Genomic DNA, 19,465 nt, shown 5'->3' with positions numbered 1-19,465 from the left:
AAGTGTAGTTAAAAGTGTTGGCCCGCCGTGTTGATGAGTGAATTATATATCGTTACAGCTATAAGATAATCACACCAATTTACAAAAGATAGTTACTGTGTGGTAACTATTATCAGTAAGCTATGCCTTATTGACTAGGCCGCTTAACGTAGACTGGCAGAAGAGGCGGATAGAGAGAGGCTGATTGGCATTATTTTGGTTGGGATAAAATCCACGCTAAAGCTATCCAAGCGGTAAGGCATGCCCCAATAGCGCATAAGGTTTATCTTATCTGCCGTTATGTTTACCCGTTTAAAATTGATAATAGCCGACCATTTAAGGCCACCTTTACTCTAAAGAAACAATATACTGTATTGATTGCTGTATTCGGTGCCAACGTAAGGACGTAGACATGTTTATCTGGGAAGGAGTGAGTGAGTTTGTGGCAGTAGCCGAGGTAGAAAGCTTTACCCAAGCGGCCAAAAGATTGGGGATTTCTACCGCACAGGTGAGTCGTCAGGTAAGCGCGCTGGAAGGACGATTGTCGACCAAGTTGTTTTACCGTACCACTCGCAAGGTGTCGGTGACGGAAGCTGGGCAAATCTATTATCAGCACTGCCGGCAAGTGCTCGACGGGCTAGAAGAAGCTGAGCGCACCATCACTAATTTACAGCTGGCACCCAAAGGCAAATTAAAACTAACGGCCCCCATCACCTTCGGTGAAAAAACCATAGCGCCCTTGGTCAACGATTTTGTGCTGCGTTATCCCGAGTTAGAGGTGCAGATGAACCTGACTAACCAGAAGCTAGATTTGGTGGCGGAGGGCTACGACTTAGCGGTGCGCCTAGGCAAACTGGAAGACTCCAGCATGATGGCCAAGCGGCTGTCTTCTCGTACTCAGTATGTGTGTGCTTCGCCAGATTATTTGTCGACCTATGGTGTGCCCCACTCGTTATCGGAGCTGGAGCAACATAATTGCTTGCAGGGTAATTTGGATTACTGGCGTTTTCAGGAGCAAGGCAAGGCGCGCAATATACGGGTAAAAGGCAATATCCGCTGCGACAGCGGCTGGGCCTTGTTGGATGCCGCGCTAAAAGGCATCGGCATAGTGCAGTTGCCAGATTACTATGTGCAGCCAGCGCTGGATGCAGGGCAACTGATCCCCTTATTAGAGCTTTATCAAGAGCCGGACGACGGTATTTGGGCACTGTATCCCCACAACCGCCATCTGTCGCCCAAGGTGCGGATGTTACTGGATTTTTTGAGCGAGTCTCTTAGTTAAGTCTGAGACTGGTGGTTTAATACCAATCGCATTAATTATTTGGTCAACCTGACAGCTGGATTTAATGTGATTGTTTTTTGTAGTGTGCCCACCTTGTTGGTAGGTAAAGAGTATCGGCACGGTTTGGGTTTTGTTATTAAAACCATCCTGCTTCGCAGGACCACCGAACAAGTGGGTGGACTACAACACACGCTTTTTGTAGAAGCCTGCTTTAGTTAGCTATGCTATGGGGCTTTTATGTCGATCTTAAATAGAACGATTATTTAGTGTGTTTGGTATAAGCAGTACGACTCAACAGGTGTGTAGCTCTCGTTTCATCCGCGCTTTTCATAACAAAGAGCTTTAAGATATTTTTTGCAACGGAAGAACGCGGAACCCACGGACAAGTTCAAGGGCAATAAGTGATTGACCTATAGAGGGTTAAGACCTTACCCCTCAATAATTTGGCTCTTTTCGATCTGATCTCTATTGTTCCGTGGATTCCGTTGCTGATAGATCTTTATCCTTAATATCACTTAGCGTATTGCGCTAACAAGCCATCGCAGGCTGATTCAATAAGATCCAGCACCTGCTCAAAGCCTTGCTCGCCGCCGTAATACGGGTCCGGCACTTCTTGCTGGGCGTCTTGCTTAGTGTCTTGTTCGCCATCGCCATTAAAACTTAGCAGCAGCATAATTTTATGTTGATGCTCTGCGGGGCACAGCGCTTTAAGATCCGCTAAATTACTGCGATCCGCCGCCAAGATGATATCGAAATCCACAAAATCACTGGCTTTAACTTGGCGTGAATGAATACCGCTAAAGTCATATCCTCGGCGCTCCCCTGCCGCCCGCGAGCGCGCATCGGGTGTGGCACCTGCATGTCCGCCATAAGTACCGGCAGAATCAACGGTTAGCGCCACGCCCGCACTGGCAGCGCGCTGGCGTAACACCGCCTCTGCGGTAGGTGAGCGACAAATATTGCCTAAACACACCACCAACACCCTTGGGTTATCTTTATTAGTCAACTCGTTACTCATTCTGCAATACCTTTACACCAAGCTTAACGGACGAGATAAGAAGCGGCGCTCACTCTCACGATTTACGCCTCGCGTACAAATCACAGCCCCAGCTTATCCAATAATCCCGGTAACTTATCACCGAGCTTGTCGCCCAGCTTTTCGTCGAGTTTACGCTTAAGGCGTTCAACTTCTTTGTCAGCCTTGTCACTTAAATACACATCAAACACTTGCTGTAAATCTAAGCGGTATTGGGGATCTTTATAGGTGCCACTAATGCGAATGGGCAGAATGATGTTTTTAAGCTCATCTAACTCTTCGCCGTCTTGGCCTTTAATACTGCCCACGATCGCAGTATTTAACAGTACGTTTAATGACTCGTCGCCAAGGTTGGTTTTACCCTCGCCGTTGATACGTAGTAAAGGCGAGGCTAAGTGCAGGTTGTCAGTGCTGACCATACCTTTACCAATGACAAAGTCGGCAGTAAGCGCACTAAAGTCAGTTTTTTCAACGTCTTCTTTCGCCGGTACCGGTAAGCCTTTTATTTGGGCGTGGGCACGGCGAATAAGGGCCGCGATGTTAACGCCCTCTACGGCGCCGTCGGCCACGCTAATGTTGGCGGTGCCGGTGAGATTTTTGCGCAGCTCATCGCTGCTAAAGCCCGCGCCTTTGGCATCAAGCGTGACATCGGCACGACCTTCGATGTAATCGATGCTGGTCGCGGCGCTCAGCAAGGTATCTGCGTTCACGTCGATTAAGGTTTGATGCACACTAAAGCGCGTGGGCTGATCGGTAAAATCAAGCTTAGCCTCCGCGTCTATTTGGCCTTCATAAAGCTGAGCTTGGATGGGTTTAAGCTCAAGCTTGCCTCGTTTGGACTGAATATGAACATCCAGTTGCTCCAGCTCTATGCCTTGCATCAGCACCTTATCTGCCGACAAGTCGCCATTAAGATTGATGCCTTGCAAGAAAGAACCGCTGGCTTCGCTGGTAGTCGGCTTGGAGTTAGATAAGGTCGCCGGCACTGAGGCGCTACGGTTCGGTGCATTGGTGGTGTCTTTATCTGTGTTCTCAGCGTTAGTTGGCTTGGTTTTGCCTTTAGTAGGCTTAGTGCCGCTACGCCATTCTTCTTGCAAGGCGTCCACATTTAACACGTCGGTGTGCAGCTTAAAGGTTAACTCAGGCAGGTTTTGGTGGCGTACCGCCAAGGCACCCGACACCTTGAGCTCGCCTAGCTCCAAGTTAAGCTCGGTAAACTCAGCCAGCTTTTGGTCTAAGTCATAGGCTAACTGGCCTTGTAACTGCAGCTGTTTATTACCCGGAATAGCACGGCCAGTGGCGCCCACATCGAGGACAAGGTCACTTAATAGAAAACGATTAAACTCAGGCGCTAACCAAAATTTGCCGTTCGCCTTAATGCTGCCCTGTAGATCGTCGCTAAACAAATTGCCAGACAAACTTAAAGGTACGGTTTGATCCGGTGCAAAGTCATCCAGCTTAAAGTTAACCTTACTCAGGCGCGTTAATTTATCGGTAGCCTGATTTTGCATCACCACTTCCGCATCTTGTACGCTGACGCCTGCCAAGCTAAAGCTCATGGGCTCTTTGCTGTTTTCATTTTCGGTATTACTGGCTGTATTTTCGGCTTGAGTGTCAGAGTCGGTGGCTGTTTCGTTGCCAGCCTGAGTGCCTGTGTTGCCATTGGTGCCAGTGCCATCAGCTGCCTTGCTTGCTGCGAGCTGGCGCAAATCATCTAAGTTAGTCACGCCATCTTTGCGGGTAATTAAATGCAGCCGGGCATTCTTGAGCACAGCTTCACCCACTTCGAGACGATTATTAAACAGCGGCTTTAAGGCCACATCTAAACTGAGTTCGCCAATGGATAAGGTGTTGCCACCCTCAAACCCTGGCGGATTTAATAAGGCGGTGTCGTTCACGGTAAAGCCGACCGAGGGGAAAAAGCGCCAGCTTAAATCACCATTAATCACTAAGGTTCGGCCGGTTTTTTCTTTAGTTTGCTCGATCAATACTCGCTTAACGCGGTCGGTATCCACCACCTGAATTAAAATAATTCCCGCTAGCAGGATCAGTAGCAACAAGGCTCCCAATCCATAGAGTAGCTTTTTCATGCGTATTATCCCGTGTTGTTGTTATTAGTCTTGGTTAATCCGGCTCGCATCGGCCCCTTGCTGCGCCTTGTATTTAGCGCTAGCACGGCTCATATAAGGACGCTCTGCAGAGCCCGACATGGTTTCAAAGTTAATGGCGCCAATCACCATGTGCGGGCGTAAGGCGAGGGGCAGTTTACCGCCGTTATAAAATTCAAGCACGATGCGCCCCGACCAACCCGGATCGATGCGATGAGCGGTGGCATGCACCATCAGCCCTAAGCGCGCTAATGATGAGCGCCCGTCCAGCCAACCCACTATGTTATCGGGCAAGGTAATAGATTCAAGGGTGACCGCCAGCGCCAATTCGCCGGGATGCAGGAAAAAGGCATCGCCATCGGCAATAAAAATTTCGTCACTCATCACGCTATCGATGGCTTTGGCCACTTCATCCTTAGGGCCACTCAAGTCAATATAAGGCGCGCTGTGAGCCTCAAACACCCGAAACTCATTGCCTAACAGCACATCTACGCTCACGCCACTGATCCGCTCTGGATCTGGCTCTGGGGTAATACTAATAATGCCGTCGGCCAAATAACGCTTAATATCGCGATCACAAAGACGCATGAAAATTCCTCAACTCAGGGTAAGAAAGCACCTTGCTCGCGACTAGCTTTGCCGCAGCCACAGCGGTGGCTACTTGCTAGGCACAAGCCGCCCGCTAACTCCTGTTATGTATGGTGTTAGCGGGCAAGGTAATAATGATTAAACGTAAATGTAATTAAATAACACGGGTGTACAGGCTGGTAGGCACTGACTTGCCGCTAAAATACAAGCCGCTGGCAACACGCGCCGCTATGGTCAAATACGCCTCGGCTAACGCGCCGTCTGGCTCCGCTATCATGGTGGGACGGCCTTTATCCATATCCACCCCAATACGGGCATCCAACGGCAGCTGACCCAATAAAGGAACCTGCTGTTGTTGAGACACACGCAAACCGCCGCCGGCACCAAATAACTCAGCTTGATGACCACATTGGCCACAGATGTGGTAGCTCATGTTCTCAATCACGCCCAGCACAGGCACATGCACTTTGTTGAACATGCTGATGCCTTTCACCGCATCTGCCAGCGCCACGTTTTGCGGGGTGGTCACCACCACGGCCGCGGTAGTGGGCACACCTTGTGACATGGTAATTTGAATGTCGCCGGTACCGGGCGGCAAGTCGACGACTAAGTAGTCTAACTCACCCCAACGGGTTTCTTGCAGAATTTGCGTTAACGCCTTACTGGCCATGGGGCCGCGCCAAATTGTGGCATCTTTCGTGCTCACCAAAAAGCCAATGCTGTTCGCTACTATTCCATGAGCCTGTATTGGGCCCATCATTTTGTCGTCACTCATGCTCGGCTTGGCACCGGCCACGCCCAACATCATCGGAATAGAGGGGCCATAGACGTCTGCGTCTAAGATCCCAACCCGCGCGCCTAAGCGCTGTAACGCCAACGCCAAATTAACGGCGGTGGTGGACTTGCCTACGCCACCCTTACCGGAAGAAATGGCAATAATATTACGTACCCCAGACACCCCTTGAGCGTCATTGGCCCGCGCCAAGGTGGCCACATCCACGCTTATTTGCCACTCAACCTGTTCCGCGCCACTTACGCGGCACAGATTTTCGTCTAGCTGAGTGAGCACAGTTTCAAGCTGATAATCTACAAACGGCAACACCAGCTTTATTACTAAGCGCGGCGATTGCAGGCTGATATCGCGTACCGCGCCGGTGCTGACCAAATCTCTGCCCCAATGTGGCGGTATAAACTTAGCCAGTAAGGCCATAATATCGTTATTATTCATGGACTCTTGCCTCTTGAGGATAGTGCTAGGCACTCTAGCAAAAAGCCGGCAACGGCGAAACGCTCGCGCCCGCACAAACCACTAAATACGCCAAACTAAGCAGGTTACATAACAAAAGAAGGCTAGAAACTAGCAAAAGAGGGCTTTTTCTTCAGCTGAGTCATGGGATAATGCACCTTTAGGCTCTTTGCGCCGGAAAAAATGGCCAAAGTGTGTATAAGCAAAAAAAACTCGGGTAACATGACCGACCCACCTTAATTGACTTAATAGAATGGAAAATATGGCTACCGAACCGCGTAAGATACTTGTCACCTGTGCCCTACCCTATGCCAATGGATCTATCCACCTTGGCCATATGTTGGAGCATATTCAGGCCGATATCTGGGTTCGTTATCAGCGAATGCGAGGCCATACAGTTCATTTTATCTGTGCTGATGACGCTCATGGTACGCCCATTATGCTCAAGGCCAAGCAATTAGGCATAGAGCCAGAAGCAATGATTGCCGCCGTAAAAGAAGAGCACGAAGCAGACTTTGCACGCTTTAATATTGGCTTTGATAACTATCACACTACCCACAGCGTTGAGAACCGTGAATTTGCCGAGCTGATTTACGGTCGCTTAAAAGAAAACGGTTACATTGAGAACCGCACTATTTCTCAGCTGTACGATCCTGAGCAAAACATGTTTTTGCCAGACCGCTTTGTGAAAGGCACCTGCCCTAAGTGTAAAGCCGAAGACCAATACGGCGATAACTGTGATGTATGTTCGGCCACCTATAGCCCCACCGAGCTGATTAATCCGCGCTCTGCGGTGTCCGGTGCCACGCCCATTATGAAAGACAGCGAGCACTTCTTCTTCGACCTGCCCCAGTTTAGCACCATGCTGAAAGCCTGGACGCGCTCAGGCGCACTGCAAGAAGAAATGGCCAACAAGCTGGAAGAGTGGTTTGAAACCGGTTTACAGCAGTGGGACATCACCCGTGATGCGCCCTACTTTGGCTTTGAAATTCCTGATGCGCCGGGCAAATATTTTTACGTGTGGCTGGATGCACCTATCGGCTACATGGGCTCGTTTAAGAATTACTGCGATAAGCGCGACGATCTAAACTTTGATGAATACTGGCAGAAAGACAGCACCACTGAGCTGTATCATTTTATCGGTAAAGACATTGTTTATTTCCACAGCCTGTTTTGGCCCGCCATGCTTGAGGGCAGTGGTTTTAGAAAGCCGACCAATATCTTCGTCCATGGTTATGTGACGGTAGATGGCGCGAAAATGTCGAAGTCTAAAGGCACCTTTATTAAGGCCGACACCTACCTTAAGCACTTAGATCCTGAGTGCCTGCGTTATTACTACGCCGCTAAATTATCGAGCCGCATCGATGACTTGGACTTAAATTTGACTGACTTTGTGGCCCGCGTAAACAGCGATGTGGTGAACAAGCTGGTGAACTTAGCCTCACGCAATGCGGGCTTTATTGCCAAGCGTTTTGATGGTCAATTGGCTGCTACTTGCAGCGAGCCTGAGCTATACGCCGAATTTGCTGCGGCCGGTGAGCGTATTGGTCACAGCTTTGAGCAGCGTGAATTTGGTCGTGCTATTCGTGAAATCATGGCGCTGGCTGATAAAGCCAACCGTTACGTGGACGACAAAGCCCCCTGGGTGCTGGCCAAGCAAGAAGGTAAAGACCAAGAGCTGCAAGACGTATGCTCGGTGGGCATTAACTTGTTCCGCGTATTAATGACCTACTTAAAGCCGGTAATGCCAAAGTTAACCGAGCGCGCAGAAGCTTACTTGAACACCACCCTAAGCTGGGACGCGGTGGTTTCACCTTTAGTGTCCCATCAGGTGAATCCGTTTAGCGCGCTGTTTAATCGTATGGATCCGGCTAAGATTGCCGCCATGGTGGAAGACTCTAAAGAAGACTTAGAAGTGGAGCTATCCTTGGCCGCCCCTGCTGCAGCCGAAAGCAGCCAATTGACTGATGATCCGATTAGCCCGACTATCAGCTTTGATGACTTTGCTAAGATTGACCTGCGTATCGCCTTAATCAAAAAAGCCGAGTCTGTGCCCAAGGCCAATAAGCTACTGCGCTTAGAGCTGGACTTAGGCGGCGAAACTCGCCAAGTGTTTGCTGGCATTAAATCTGCGTATGCACCGGAAGATCTGGAAGGCAAGCTGACGGTGATGGTGGCCAACCTAGCACCGCGCCAGATGAGCTTTGGCTTAAGCGAGGGCATGGTATTGGCTGCCGGCCCGGGTGGTAAAGACCTGTGGATCTTAGAGCCCCACGCCGGCGCCCAGCCAGGGATGCGGATTAAATAACGCTGCTTCGCAGAGCTTGAAGCGGTCAGCTTTGAGCTGTCAGTAAAACAAAAACACCGAGCCAAAAGCTCGGTGTTTTTTTATGTATTTTAGGTCTTAAGCCGTCATCCTGACGCACGTCAGGATCTCGCTTTTAGATTCACAGGCGAAGTGCACAGTGCGAGATACCGGGGCGAGCCCGGTAAGACAGCACAGGGCGGTGCTTTTATTTAGGCCGTCTTCCTGACGCACGTCAGGATCTCGCTTTTAGACTCACAGGCGAAGTGCACAGTGCGAGATACCGGGGCGAGCCCGGTAAGACAGCATGGGACCGTGTCTGTCTTTATGCCGTCTTCCTGATACCGGAGCAAGTCCGGCATGACGAAGATTCAGGATCTACTTTTAAGCTCTAAGTAGTAGCTTTTGTAGGCGAACGCTTGCTCTCGCATTACGCCTCAGGCGTAAATCTATAACACAACCCAGCTTTGCAGAATATTACAGTGGTCGCAGCAGCTCCAAAAAACGAGGATTAAGATTTAGCTGGGCGCCGGGCGCTTGGTGCTCGGCGCGGCCCTCAATCAGCATTCCGTAATATTCACGGCCAAGCCGCCGCGGGCGGTTTCTTTGTATTTGCTCTTCATATCGCGGCCGGTTTCGCGCATGGTTTTAATTACCTTATCCAATGACACCTTATGCTCGCCGTCGCCCCGTAGCGCCAGTCTGCTGGCATTAATGGCTTTCACCGAACCCATGGCGTTGCGCTCAATGCAGGGCACTTGTACCAAGCCTCCCACAGGATCGCAGGTTAAGCCTAAATTATGCTCCATGCCGATTTCGGCGGCATTTTCGACTTGATCCACAGTGCCGCCCACAATCGCGGTGAGCGCCGCTGCGGCCATAGAGCAGGCCACGCCCACTTCACCTTGGCAGCCGACTTCCGCACCTGAGATGGAGGCATTTTCCTTATATAAGATGCCAATGGCGGCGGCAGTTAAGAAATACTTCACCAATACCGCATCATCCACCGGCTGCACAAAGTGATGATAATAATGCAACACCGCCGGAATAATACCCGCCGCACCGTTAGTGGGGGCGGTCACCACACGACCACCGGCGGCGTTTTCTTCATTCACCGCCATGGCGTATAAATCCACCCATTCCATCACGATCAAGGGGTCTTTGTTATAGACACTATCGCTGGTTAATTTACTCAATAAGTCAGGCGCCCGGCGCCGTAACTTTAAGCCGCCGGGCAAGATGCCTTTGGTGTTACAGCCTCGCGTCACGCAGTCTTGCATCACCTGCCAGAGCTGGCGCAAGCCTTGAATAATATCTGCTTCGCTGCGGTTCACTTTTTCATTGGCCAGCATCAGTTCACTGACAGATAAATCATGCTCATGGCACAACGCCAGTAATTCATCGCCACTGTGAAATGGGTACGGCACCGGCTTAGCACTGGACTCAGCGGCCGCACTGGCTTGAGTGTTGGCAAAGTCTTCGGCCTTCACGATAAAGCCGCCACCAATGGAGTAATAAGATTGTTCGGCCAGCAATTGTTCAGTTTGCCCGACTTCTGATGACTGTTCTGATGACAGAGTAGAAGTGGTAAAAGCACGACAGGTCATGCCATTGCTGTGCAGCGCCAAGGTCTTACGACGATGAAACACAATGGCGCCTTGGCGAGGAAAAGGCACGCTATGCTGTTGATTAAGCAGCAACTGCTCATCCCTTTCTACCTGCTCTAAAAAGTGCGGGATCAGCTCAATATCAACGGTGTCTGGCTCAAAACCCGCTAAACCTAATAGCACTGCCTTGCCGGTGCCGTGGCCGATGCCGGTTTGGCCTAGAGAACCAAACAGCTCCACTTCCACTCGGCTCACTTGGCTCAATGTGCCCTGCTCACTCAAACCATTCACGAAAGCATGAGCGGCGCGCATTGGCCCTACCGTATGGGAAGAAGACGGGCCTATGCCAATGCTGAACATATCGAACACGCTGATCATAAGGACTCCAAAACACGGATAAATCGAGAAGGTAAGTTGAAAAGCCACGCGGTGCGTTTAAGCGCTAGGCGCAACCATCAACTAAAGTTGAAGAATTGTAGGGATATTTGAGCGCTAGCCCCAATGAAATTTTAGGCTTGGGAGATTTAGCAGTGAAATATGTGATTAAGATCGCGAGTTATCGAGCAATCTGCTGAGCGAACTGATGGATAACGGTGGCGGTAATGCCCCAAATCCATAAGCCTTGCCAACGAATAAACACCACTTCATGAGTACGGCCTTGGCGGCGCAACTGGTACAAATGGTGATGGCGTAAATCCAGCAGGTAATCGAGCGGTACTTGAAACAGCTCATCGACCTCGGCCGGATTGAGCTTAAATTGTGGATGCCCTTCTATTAGGCCAATAAAGGGCGTGAGTGCGAAACCCGAAATCGTATGCTGGGCCTGCAGCTGAGCCAAGGGCTGACACAATTCAGGCAAGAGGCCAATTTCTTCCCAACTTTCACGCAGCGCCGTGTGCCACAGGCTGGTATCGGTGGCATCTGCCCGCCCTCCGGGAAAGCTCACTTGCCCCGGATGATGGCGCAAATGTCGACTACGGCGGGTTAATACCAGCTCTAAGCCCTGCCCCGTTTGCAGCAAGGGCATCAGCACCGCCGCCGGAAACGCATGACTCGGCAAATGCGGATCAAGGCCTGGCGTCAATAAATTAATGCGTGTTTTTAGTTCATCTAACGTCATGGTTCAAAACCTAAGCCTATTTTTGCTATGGTATTCGGGCCCTTCGTACAGCGATGAAAACAACAAAGAGTGATGACTGCTGTAGCCTGCCGCTTTAGCTGGCAGTCCCGTCTCGGCGGGATTATTTAATGCCTTCTTGCTTTGCTGGGGCGAGCCTGTCTCGCCGTGACGAACCATTTCAGATTAATCGAATATCCAGTGAATATTCGCAGTCAGCTAAATGGTGCGTATCGACTTAAAGCGCAGGACTAACAACGCAAGACTACAACAGCTGTGTCTTCCTTGGCGCTTGGCGCCGGCCCTCGGCGCTACTTTGTTACAACTCAGCTAATACGGGTAATATTTTACCCAGCTTATCAAATAACTCCTGATATTCGTCATCGGCTTGTGAGTCGGCGACAATACCGCCGCCGGCCCAGCAATACAGCTGGTCAAGCTCTGCCACTAGGGTGCGAATGGTAATGCTGGTGTCCATGCGCCCGTGAGCACTAATGTAGCCGATGCTGCCGCAATAGGCATGGCGGCGGTACTTTTCTAGCTCTTCAATAATTTCCATGGCCCGCACCTTGGGCGCGCCGGTAATGGATCCGCCGGGAAAGGTGGCTGCCAATAAATCGGCACCGGTGAGCGCAGGATTGAGCTCGCCGGTAATGGTCGACACCAAATGATGCACCGCCGGAAAGGATTCGATGGCAAATAATGACGGCACCTTTACCGAGCCCGGCACACAGACACGACCGATATCGTTGCGCAATAAATCCACTATCATCAGATTCTCGGCGCGGTCTTTAGGCGCCACACTTAGCTCATCGGCCAGTTGTTTATCTTGCGCCGCATCCATGCCTCTGGGACGGGTACCTTTAATGGGCTTGGTTTCAACGCGCCGCCCGTCCAGCGCAATAAAGCGCTCTGGCGACAAGCTTAAAATGGTACTGCTGGGTAATTGCAGAAAGGCCGAGAATGGCGCCTGATTTTGCGCACTTAACTGGCGATAAGCAGCCCAAGTGTCACCGCTAAAGACTGTATTAAAGCGCAGCGTCAGATTAATTTGATAGCAATCGCCAGCGCTCAGATAATCCTGCACGGTATTAAAGCTAGTTTCATATTCACTTTGAGTCTTGCTCGCCTGCCAATCGCTTAACAGCTTAAACGGCTCAGCAGTCTTCGCTTGCTGAGCCTGCCACCAAGCCAAGCGCGCACTTAAAGCGGCTTCATCACCCAGCACCAATAAGTGCGCCTGCTGTAGCTCGGTATCAATCACCCAAGCCCAGTCCACCAGCGCCACTGCCATGTCGGGGGTGGTAAGTTCATTAATGGCGAGGCTGGGAATGCGCTCCACTCGACGGCCTAAGTCATAGCTAAACAACCCCAGCGCCCCGCCACAAAATGGCAGATGTTGGTGTGATTCAGGCAAACTTACTTCACCTATTAGCTTATCTTGCCAGTGCTTGAGTAAGGCAAACGGCGACTCAGTGGAGCGATAGCGCTGGTTGTGGTTTTGGTTTTGCTCAAAGTGCTCAATAACAGTGTCTGCACCTTGGGTGACTAAGGTCGCTCGTGGCTCGGCGCTGATAATATGAAAGCGGCTATCTGTGCCTAATGGCGCGCCCGACTCCAGCAACATGGCCCAGGTTAAATGAGCAATTGGCGAAAAGAAATCATGCACAGCGCCATCAAACGCTTGGCTGTAAATATGCAAAGGCAGTCCCATTTTGTAATCCACTCGACAGTTTTGACATCTGCCCGGCGCTCAGGCTGGCCAGCTTAGGGCGGTGAAGCGTATCATAGCGCCAATATAACAATACAGAGCCGAGTCTGGTGCCGTGCCTTATTTTTCGAGTCATAAATACAGACCTCGAACTATAAGGCCATTATATTGCCCCAACTCTGAGCCACCGCAGACCCGCAAGAGGAAGCCATGAGCATTATCAAAAAGCAGGACTTTATCGAATCAGTTGCCGATGCGCTGCAATACATTTCTTACTACCATCCCTTGGACTTCGTACAAGCGCTAGAAAAAGCCTATTTAAAAGAACAAAGCACCGCCGCCAAAGACGCCATCGCGCAAATTTTAATTAACTCGCGTATGGCCGCCGAAGGTCATCGTCCCATCTGCCAAGACACCGGCATTGTCACCTGCTTCGTAAAAATTGGCATGCAAGTGCAGTGGGACAGCGACTTAACAGTACAAGAAATGGTGGATGAAGGCGTACGTCGTGCCTACCTAAATCCCGATAATCCGCTGCGCGCCTCAATTGTGGCGGATCCGGCCGGTAAGCGTATCAACACCAAAGACAATACCCCATCTGTGGTGCACATCGACATGGTGCCAGGCGCAGAAGTGGAAGTGGCCATTGCGGCCAAAGGCGGTGGCTCTGAGAACAAAGCCAAGATGGCCATGCTTAACCCGTCCGATGACGTAGCCGAGTGGGTGTTAAAAACACTGCCCACTATGGGTGCCGGTTGGTGCCCACCGGGTATGTTGGGCATTGGTATTGGTGGCACCGCCGAGAAAGCCGCGGTGCTGGCCAAAGAGTCATTAATGGATCCGGTGGATATTCATGAGCTGATCGAGCGCGGTGCTGTTACTACCGAAGAAAAGCTGCGCTTAGACATCTTTGAACGAGCCAATAAGCTGGGTATTGGTGCCCAAGGCCTAGGTGGACTCACCACGGTCGTGGACATCAAAATTATGTCCGCCCCAACCCACGCGGCCTCAAAGCCGGTGGTAATGATCCCTAACTGTGCCGCCACTCGCCACGTGCACTTTACGCTAAACGGCTCAGGGCCGGCGGAACTTACGCCGCCAAGACTGGAAGACTGGCCAGAAGTGACCTGGGAGGTGGGCGATAGCGCACGCCGCGTAAATTTAGATACGGTTACGCGGGCCGAGATCAAAGAGTGGAAAATGGGCGAAACTGTGTTGTTGTCTGGCAAGTTACTGACCGGTCGCGACGCCGCCCACAAGCGTATTCAAGAAATGCTCAGTAACGGCGAAACGCTGCCGGTTGATTTTAAAGACCGCTTTATCTATTACGTTGGCCCAGTAGATGCCATTGGTGATGAAGCCGTGGGCCCTGCTGGCCCCACTACTGCGACCCGCATGGATAAGTTTACTGACATGATGCTAGAGCAAGCCGGTTTGATCGGCATGGTCGGCAAGGCAGAACGCGGCCCCGCTACCGTTGAGTCTATCAAGCAGCATAAAGCCGTGTACCTAATGGCCGTAGGCGGTGCCGCTTACTTGGTCGCCAAGGCGGTGAAGAAAGCCCGCGTGGTGGCCTTTGAAGACTTAGGTATGGAAGCCATCTATGAGTTTGAGGTGGAAGACATGCCGGTAACAGTGGCGGTAGACAGCGAGGGCAATAACGCCCACGTCACCGGCCCCGCCATTTGGCGCGCCAAAATCGAAGAGCTGGATGCCCGACTCAGTTCCCAGTGAATCGTGAATCGTGAATCGTGAATCGTGAAAGAATACTGAAACACCGAGCAGATGCTCGGTGTTTTTATTTGGGTTAGGTAACAAATGTTATGTCTGTTGTAGCCCGCAACTCCAAGCCGGTCGAATACTCTTTATTAAAATAGGCCGACCCAACAACAGGCCAGAGCCAAACCCCTTGGTCGTTGCGAGGAGTGCAACGACGCGGCAATCCATAGTTATGTACCGCGCCGCTGTAGCATGGATTGCCGCGCTACGCTCGCAATGACGGAATAAGGGAGTATCACAACAGAGCGGCGTAAAATCTTGCCCCCCACAGAGTATCTACAATTTACACTCGCGCTTCACTTCCCACCTCACGCGCTCTCAAACCAGGGCCGAGTGCGGTTGGCAAACCATACTAACGAGAGCATCACCGGCACTTCTACTAACACGCCTACTACTGTGGCCAGTGCTGCGCCTGAATGTAGGCCAAATAACCCTATGGCCACCGCGACCGCTAACTCAAAAAAGTTAGAGGTGCCAATCATGCAAGCGGGAGCGGCTATGTTGTGGCGGAGCTTGAGTTTTAGCGCCAGCCAATAACCCAGCGCGAAAATACCGTAGGTTTGCAGCATTAAAGGAATGGCGATTAAGCCAATCACTAACGGCTTCGCCACTATAGTCGGCGCTTGCAGGCCAAATAACAGCACTACCGTGGCCAGTAAACCCAATATCGACCAAGGCTTACAACGCGCCACCAATACCGATACCGGTTGTGGCGCCGGCTTTTTACTTTGCAGACGTAGCCACAGCAAGCGGATAAGAATACCGGCGACCAGTGGCAGCACTACATACAAGCCCACCGATAACAATAAGGTCTGCCAAGGTACCGCAATGGCGTTCATGCCCAGCAACAAGGCGGCCAAAGGCGCAAAAGCAAACACCATGATCAGGTTATTAACCGACACTTGCACCAAGGTGTAGTTAGGGTCGCCGCGCGTGAGCTGGCTCCACACAAACACCATGGCCGTACAGGGTGCTACGCCCAGTAAGATCATGCCGGCTATGTATTCCCCCGCCGTGCTCGGATCCACCCAAGGGGCGAACAGCACGCGAAAAAATAACCAACCTAAAAAAGCCATGGTAAAGGGTTTCACCAGCCAGTTAATCACCAGCGTTAAAAGCAAACCTTTAGGCTTTTTGCCCACATCTTTTACGGCGGCAAAGTCGATTTGGATCATCATGGGCGTGATCATCACCCAAATCAGTACCGCCACCACTAAGTTCACGTGCGCAAATTCTAAATGGGCCAAACTTGCAAACACACCGGGCACCGCTTGGCCTAACAGCACGCCCGCCACTATGCTTAAGCCAACCCACACCGATAAATAACGTTCAAATACGCCCATCTGATTTATTCCTGATCTACCTGATTTCTGATTTACCTGATTTCTGACCTGCATGATTCCTGACCTACAAGGCTACAAGGCAGTTTGATTGACTCTGTTTATCAACTGTTCGCCAGTTTCTACGCGCTCTGAATAACGATCCGTTAAATAGGCGCTGTTATCACGGGTGAGTAGCGTGAACTTCAGCAACTCTTCCATCACATCGACGATGCGATTGTAATAAGGCGAAGGTTTCATGCGATCGTTATCATCAAACTCCATAAATGCCTTGGCCACCGAAGACTGATTAGGAATGGTGATCATGCGCATCCAACGCCCTAAAATACGCAGCTGATTCACCGCATTAAATGACTGAGAACCGCCACATACTTGCATTACCGCCAGGGTTTTACCTTGGCTGGGACGTACCGCGCCTAGGCTAAGCGGTATCCAATCAATTTGGGTTTTCATCACGCCCGTCATGGCGCCATGGCGCTCCGGCGAGCACCACACTTGGCCCTCTGACCAGTTCACGAGCTCACGCAACTCTTGTACTTTGGCGTGTTCGACATCATCGCCATCAGCCAACGGCAAGCCGGTGGGATTATAAATGCGCACGTCCGCCCCCATAAACAGCAGTAAACGGGCGCATTCTTCCACCACTAACCGACTAAAAGAGCGCTGGCGCAAAGAGCCATACAGCAGCAAGATGCGCGGCTTATGGGCACCGGTCTCTGTGTGGGAGAAGTGCGGTAACTGAAAATGCTGCTCGTCTATATTGGGTAAACTAAGATCTGGCAAACTGATGTCGGTTAGGCTCATGGGTTCACTCCTGAAGGCTGTGTATCTGGGGACTCTTTACTTGCGAGCTGTGCGGCTAATAAAGACAGGGCTGCGGGCCACTGTGCTGGCTCTTGGCGCGCCACGGTTAGTAGAGCGTCTACTCTGTCATTGATTAAGCGAATAGCGTGGCGAAAGGCGTCCGCCAGCTCTTCATCGGTACCGGTTAATTTAGACGGATCCACCAAACCCCAATGCAGGACTAAGCTGTTACCAAACCATACTGGGCACGTTTCTGCCGCCGCACTGTCGCACACCGTAATTACTACATCCGGTGCAAAATCCTCGAATTCATCCCAAGACTGACTGCGCAGTTCAGCGGTATTAATTCCCGCCTCGGCTAAATACACCAAAGATAATGGATGCACGGCACCCGCGGGCTGACTGCCGGCACTTCTCGCCTCAAGTAGCCCTTGGCCATTATGCTGAGTCACGGCTTCAGACAAGATGCTACGACAGCGATTATGGGTACAAATATATAAAATTTTCATTTATTCACGCTCACATGATGTGGAGTCACGAGTCAATTGTTGCTCGCAGTGTTGTAAATAGTCCGGATGATGGGCGGCGGTTTGCTGCAATATTTGGCGGGCCCAACTCGGCAACTCTGGGTGTAAACGGTAATAGACCCACTTGCCGCGGCGTTCATCCATCAATAACTCGCATTTTCGCAGCTCAGCCAAATGGCGAGACACCTTAGGCTGGCTTAGCTGCAATGCCTGTTGCAGATCGCAAACGCACAGCTCTTGATGTTGAAAGATCAGCAGCAAAGACTTTAAGCGCGTGTCTTCGGCAAGGCATTTAAAAAACACCAACGGCGACATGACCACTTACTCCCACACATACAAATAATCAAACATGCGAATAATCATATATATGATTAAACGCATGTCAATATCCGATGCGTGAGGTAGTAAAAATGAGCGGCATTCGCCGTTTTAATATTTATTTTCGCGGCTTATTTGTGCTTAGTGGCGCAACCCTTTAAAATCACTGCCCGCTTCCTTTACATAGCATGCCCATGACCATCACAGTTACTCTGATCGCCGGACGAGAAAAGTCCCTACAACGTCGCCACCCTTGGGTGTTTTCTCGTGCCGTAGATAAGGTACTCGGCCAACCAAACGCCGGCGATACGGTGGATATTGTTAGTCAAAAAGGCGAATGGCTCGCCCGAGGTTTTTACTCTCCCCAGTCGCAAATTCGCGCCCGCGTGTGGAGCTTTGATAAAGACGAAGTGATCGACGAGGCCTTTTTTTTACGGCGCTTAACCCGTGCCAAAGACAGCCGCCAGCCATTGATTGATGAGCAAGGCTTAACCGGTTACCGGTTATGCGCCGCTGAGTCTGACGGTTTGCCCGGCGTCACCATAGACGTGTATGACCAAGTGGTGGTGTGTCAGCTATTGAGCACGGGTGCCGAGCGCTGGCGTAAAGCCATAGTGGCCGCACTGAATACCTTGTACCCCGATGCCTGTATTTATGAGCGCTCTGATGTAGCTGTGCGCAAGAAAGAAGGCCTGGCCGAGCGCAAAGGCGTCTTGTCTGGCACCTTGCCCGAGCAGCCGATTGTGATTGAAGAAAACGCAACTGCAGGAAACCCAGGCGTAAAAATCTTGGTCGACGTTGAAAACGGTCATAAGACCGGTTTTTATCTGGATCAGCGCGATAACCGCCGCATTGCCGCCCGTTATTGTAAAGATAAGCGCGTATTAAACTGCTTTAGCTACACAGGCACCTTTGGCGTATACGCGCTAAAAGGCGGTGCTGCAGAAGTTATCAACGTCGATATGTCAGAGTCCGCATTGGCCTTGGCCGAGCAGAACGTAACCCTCAATAAGCTGGACTTAAGCCGCGTTAAATTTGAACAAGCCGATGTGTTTAAGTTGCTGCGTACTTATCGCGAACAAGGTCAACGTTTTGATGTAATAGTGCTGGATCCGCCAAAATTTGCCGAGAGCAAAGCCCAGCTCAATGGTGCCTGTCGCGGTTATAAAGACATTAATATGCTGGCCTTTCAGCTGCTTAATGCTGGCGGCATTTTGCTGACCTTCTCTTGCTCGGGTTTGATGAGCCAAGATTTGTTCCAAAAAGTGGTGGCCGATGCGGCACTGGATGCCGGGCGCGATGCGCAAATTCTGGAGCGTTTAAACCAAGCGGCGGATCACCCGATTGGCACCGCTTACCCAGAAGGTCATTACTTAAAAGGCCTAGTGGTACAAGCTTGGTAATCGCTTTGCTGTGAGGCGTGAAGCACACCCTTGCCAAACCGATGCACAGTCTTTGTAGGCGAACGCTTGCTCTCGCATTTCGCCGAAGGCGGAAGTTGTCGATGACACAGCACCCAATAAAAAGCGAGGGGTGAGACCTAAGGCGTGAGATGTCATCATCTTGCGCCTTTTTTTATGGGAAACTTAAGCCCAAATCAAGCCCTGACCACTCTTCTCTTACGCCCAGCCACCCTGCTTGCCCTCACAAACCCCGTGTTCTTTATTCACAGCCCTGCCCGTTAGGAGTAGTATGACCGCTTTCTGTCAGTGAACCCA

15 protein-coding genes are annotated in these 19,465 nt (G+C 51.0%); 4 read left to right on the top strand and 11 right to left on the bottom strand.

Features of this window, described 5'->3' with window-relative positions; genetic code table 11:
* Positions 1-391: 391 nt before the first annotated feature.
* Positions 392-1,261 (top strand): LysR substrate-binding domain-containing protein, encoded by an 870-nt coding sequence (locus CBP31_RS15025; protein ID WP_087038460.1) that lies wholly within the window; start codon positions 392-394, stop codon positions 1,259-1,261.
* Positions 1,262-1,772: 511 nt separating this feature from the next.
* On the opposite strand, the gene CBP31_RS15020 is transcribed toward CBP31_RS15025, so the two are convergent.
* The 4 genes from CBP31_RS15020 to apbC all read right to left on the bottom strand — a co-directional run bounded on the left by CBP31_RS15020 (position 1,773) and on the right by apbC (position 6,221).
* Complete coding sequence (locus tag CBP31_RS15020) at positions 1,773-2,279, bottom strand: low molecular weight protein-tyrosine-phosphatase (protein WP_087038459.1); 507 nt, start codon at positions 2,277-2,279, stop codon at positions 1,773-1,775.
* A gap of 80 nt (positions 2,280-2,359) precedes the next feature.
* Positions 2,360-4,387 carry an AsmA family protein gene (locus CBP31_RS15015; protein ID WP_087038458.1) on the bottom strand — a complete coding sequence of 676 codons (2,028 nt, stop codon included), beginning with the start codon at positions 4,385-4,387 and terminating at the stop codon, positions 2,360-2,362.
* 24 nt (positions 4,388-4,411) lie between these two features.
* Complete coding sequence (dcd, locus tag CBP31_RS15010) at positions 4,412-4,993, bottom strand: dCTP deaminase (protein ID WP_087038457.1); 582 nt, start codon at positions 4,991-4,993, stop codon at positions 4,412-4,414.
* A 154-nt stretch (positions 4,994-5,147) separates the two neighbouring features.
* Entirely contained in the window at positions 5,148-6,221 is a 1,074-nt protein-coding gene (gene apbC / locus CBP31_RS15005; protein WP_087038456.1) for an iron-sulfur cluster carrier protein ApbC, read from the bottom strand.
* Positions 6,222-6,501: 280 nt separating this feature from the next.
* On the opposite strand from apbC, the gene metG reads away from it, so the two are divergent.
* Complete coding sequence (metG, locus tag CBP31_RS15000; RefSeq protein ID WP_087038455.1) at positions 6,502-8,547, top strand: methionine--tRNA ligase; 2,046 nt, start codon at positions 6,502-6,504, stop codon at positions 8,545-8,547.
* Positions 8,548-9,104: 557 nt separating this feature from the next.
* Here the strand turns inward: metG and CBP31_RS14995 are convergent.
* The 3 genes from CBP31_RS14995 to pabB form a co-directional block, all read right to left on the bottom strand.
* Positions 9,105-10,529, bottom strand: coding sequence for an L-serine ammonia-lyase (locus tag CBP31_RS14995; RefSeq protein WP_087038454.1), 1,425 nt, complete (start codon positions 10,527-10,529; stop codon positions 9,105-9,107).
* A gap of 178 nt (positions 10,530-10,707) precedes the next feature.
* Entirely contained in the window at positions 10,708-11,271 is a 564-nt protein-coding gene (locus CBP31_RS14990) for a CoA pyrophosphatase (protein WP_087038453.1), read from the bottom strand.
* 316 nt (positions 11,272-11,587) lie between these two features.
* Complete coding sequence (gene pabB / locus CBP31_RS14985; RefSeq protein ID WP_087038452.1) at positions 11,588-12,982, bottom strand: aminodeoxychorismate synthase component I; 1,395 nt, start codon at positions 12,980-12,982, stop codon at positions 11,588-11,590.
* A 207-nt stretch (positions 12,983-13,189) separates the two neighbouring features.
* Between pabB and CBP31_RS14980 the strand changes: the two genes are divergently transcribed.
* The gene (locus CBP31_RS14980) at positions 13,190-14,713 is read left to right on the top strand and encodes a fumarate hydratase (RefSeq protein WP_087038451.1); all 1,524 of its coding nucleotides are present in this window, start codon (positions 13,190-13,192) and stop codon (positions 14,711-14,713) included.
* A gap of 353 nt (positions 14,714-15,066) precedes the next feature.
* Here CBP31_RS14980 and arsB read toward each other — a convergent pair whose 3' ends face one another.
* From arsB to CBP31_RS14960, 4 genes are all read right to left on the bottom strand, one after another.
* Positions 15,067-16,101: an ACR3 family arsenite efflux transporter gene (gene arsB, locus CBP31_RS14975; RefSeq protein WP_087038450.1), complete on the bottom strand. Its 1,035-nt coding sequence runs from the start codon at positions 16,099-16,101 to the stop codon at positions 15,067-15,069.
* 72 nt (positions 16,102-16,173) lie between these two features.
* Positions 16,174-16,902, bottom strand: coding sequence for an arsenical resistance protein ArsH (gene arsH / locus CBP31_RS14970; protein ID WP_087038449.1), 729 nt, complete (start codon positions 16,900-16,902; stop codon positions 16,174-16,176).
* A complete protein-coding gene (locus CBP31_RS14965) occupies positions 16,899-17,411 on the bottom strand; it encodes an arsenate reductase ArsC (protein WP_087038448.1) in 513 nt (170 codons plus the stop codon). The genes arsH and CBP31_RS14965 overlap by 4 nt, the downstream gene beginning before the upstream one ends.
* Entirely contained in the window at positions 17,412-17,744 is a 333-nt protein-coding gene (locus CBP31_RS14960) for a metalloregulator ArsR/SmtB family transcription factor (RefSeq protein ID WP_087038447.1), read from the bottom strand.
* Between the two features lie 197 nt (positions 17,745-17,941).
* On the opposite strand from CBP31_RS14960, the gene CBP31_RS14955 reads away from it, so the two are divergent.
* A complete protein-coding gene (locus CBP31_RS14955; RefSeq protein WP_087038446.1) occupies positions 17,942-19,150 on the top strand; it encodes a class I SAM-dependent rRNA methyltransferase in 1,209 nt (402 codons plus the stop codon).
* The last annotated feature ends 315 nt before the right edge of the window (positions 19,151-19,465 follow it).

The organism is Oceanisphaera profunda (assembly GCF_002157895.1).
GTDB classification, from domain to species: Bacteria; Pseudomonadota; Gammaproteobacteria; order Enterobacterales; family Aeromonadaceae; genus Oceanimonas; species Oceanimonas profunda.
This window is presented reverse-complemented; position numbering and strand designations above follow the sequence as displayed.

What these genes read in the sequence shown, in the direction of transcription:
- CBP31_RS15025 (WP_087038460.1), top strand. Translation starts at nt 392, where the DNA reads ATGTTTATCTGGGAAGGAGTGAGTGAGTTTGTGGCAGTAGCCGAGGTA.
- CBP31_RS15020 (WP_087038459.1), bottom strand. Translation starts at nt 2,279, where the DNA reads ATGAGTAACGAGTTGACTAATAAAGATAACCCAAGGGTGTTGGTGGTG.
- CBP31_RS15015 (WP_087038458.1), bottom strand. Translation starts at nt 4,387, where the DNA reads ATGAAAAAGCTACTCTATGGATTGGGAGCCTTGTTGCTACTGATCCTG.
- dcd (WP_087038457.1), bottom strand. Translation starts at nt 4,993, where the DNA reads ATGCGTCTTTGTGATCGCGATATTAAGCGTTATTTGGCCGACGGCATT.
- apbC (WP_087038456.1), bottom strand. Translation starts at nt 6,221, where the DNA reads ATGAATAATAACGATATTATGGCCTTACTGGCTAAGTTTATACCGCCA.
- metG (WP_087038455.1), top strand. Translation starts at nt 6,502, where the DNA reads ATGGCTACCGAACCGCGTAAGATACTTGTCACCTGTGCCCTACCCTAT.
- CBP31_RS14995 (WP_087038454.1), bottom strand. Translation starts at nt 10,529, where the DNA reads ATGATCAGCGTGTTCGATATGTTCAGCATTGGCATAGGCCCGTCTTCT.
- CBP31_RS14990 (WP_087038453.1), bottom strand. Translation starts at nt 11,271, where the DNA reads ATGACGTTAGATGAACTAAAAACACGCATTAATTTATTGACGCCAGGC.
- pabB (WP_087038452.1), bottom strand. Translation starts at nt 12,982, where the DNA reads ATGGGACTGCCTTTGCATATTTACAGCCAAGCGTTTGATGGCGCTGTG.
- CBP31_RS14980 (WP_087038451.1), top strand. Translation starts at nt 13,190, where the DNA reads ATGAGCATTATCAAAAAGCAGGACTTTATCGAATCAGTTGCCGATGCG.
- arsB (WP_087038450.1), bottom strand. Translation starts at nt 16,101, where the DNA reads ATGGGCGTATTTGAACGTTATTTATCGGTGTGGGTTGGCTTAAGCATA.
- arsH (WP_087038449.1), bottom strand. Translation starts at nt 16,902, where the DNA reads ATGAGCCTAACCGACATCAGTTTGCCAGATCTTAGTTTACCCAATATA.
- CBP31_RS14965 (WP_087038448.1), bottom strand. Translation starts at nt 17,411, where the DNA reads ATGAAAATTTTATATATTTGTACCCATAATCGCTGTCGTAGCATCTTG.
- CBP31_RS14960 (WP_087038447.1), bottom strand. Translation starts at nt 17,744, where the DNA reads ATGTCGCCGTTGGTGTTTTTTAAATGCCTTGCCGAAGACACGCGCTTA.
- CBP31_RS14955 (WP_087038446.1), top strand. Translation starts at nt 17,942, where the DNA reads ATGACCATCACAGTTACTCTGATCGCCGGACGAGAAAAGTCCCTACAA.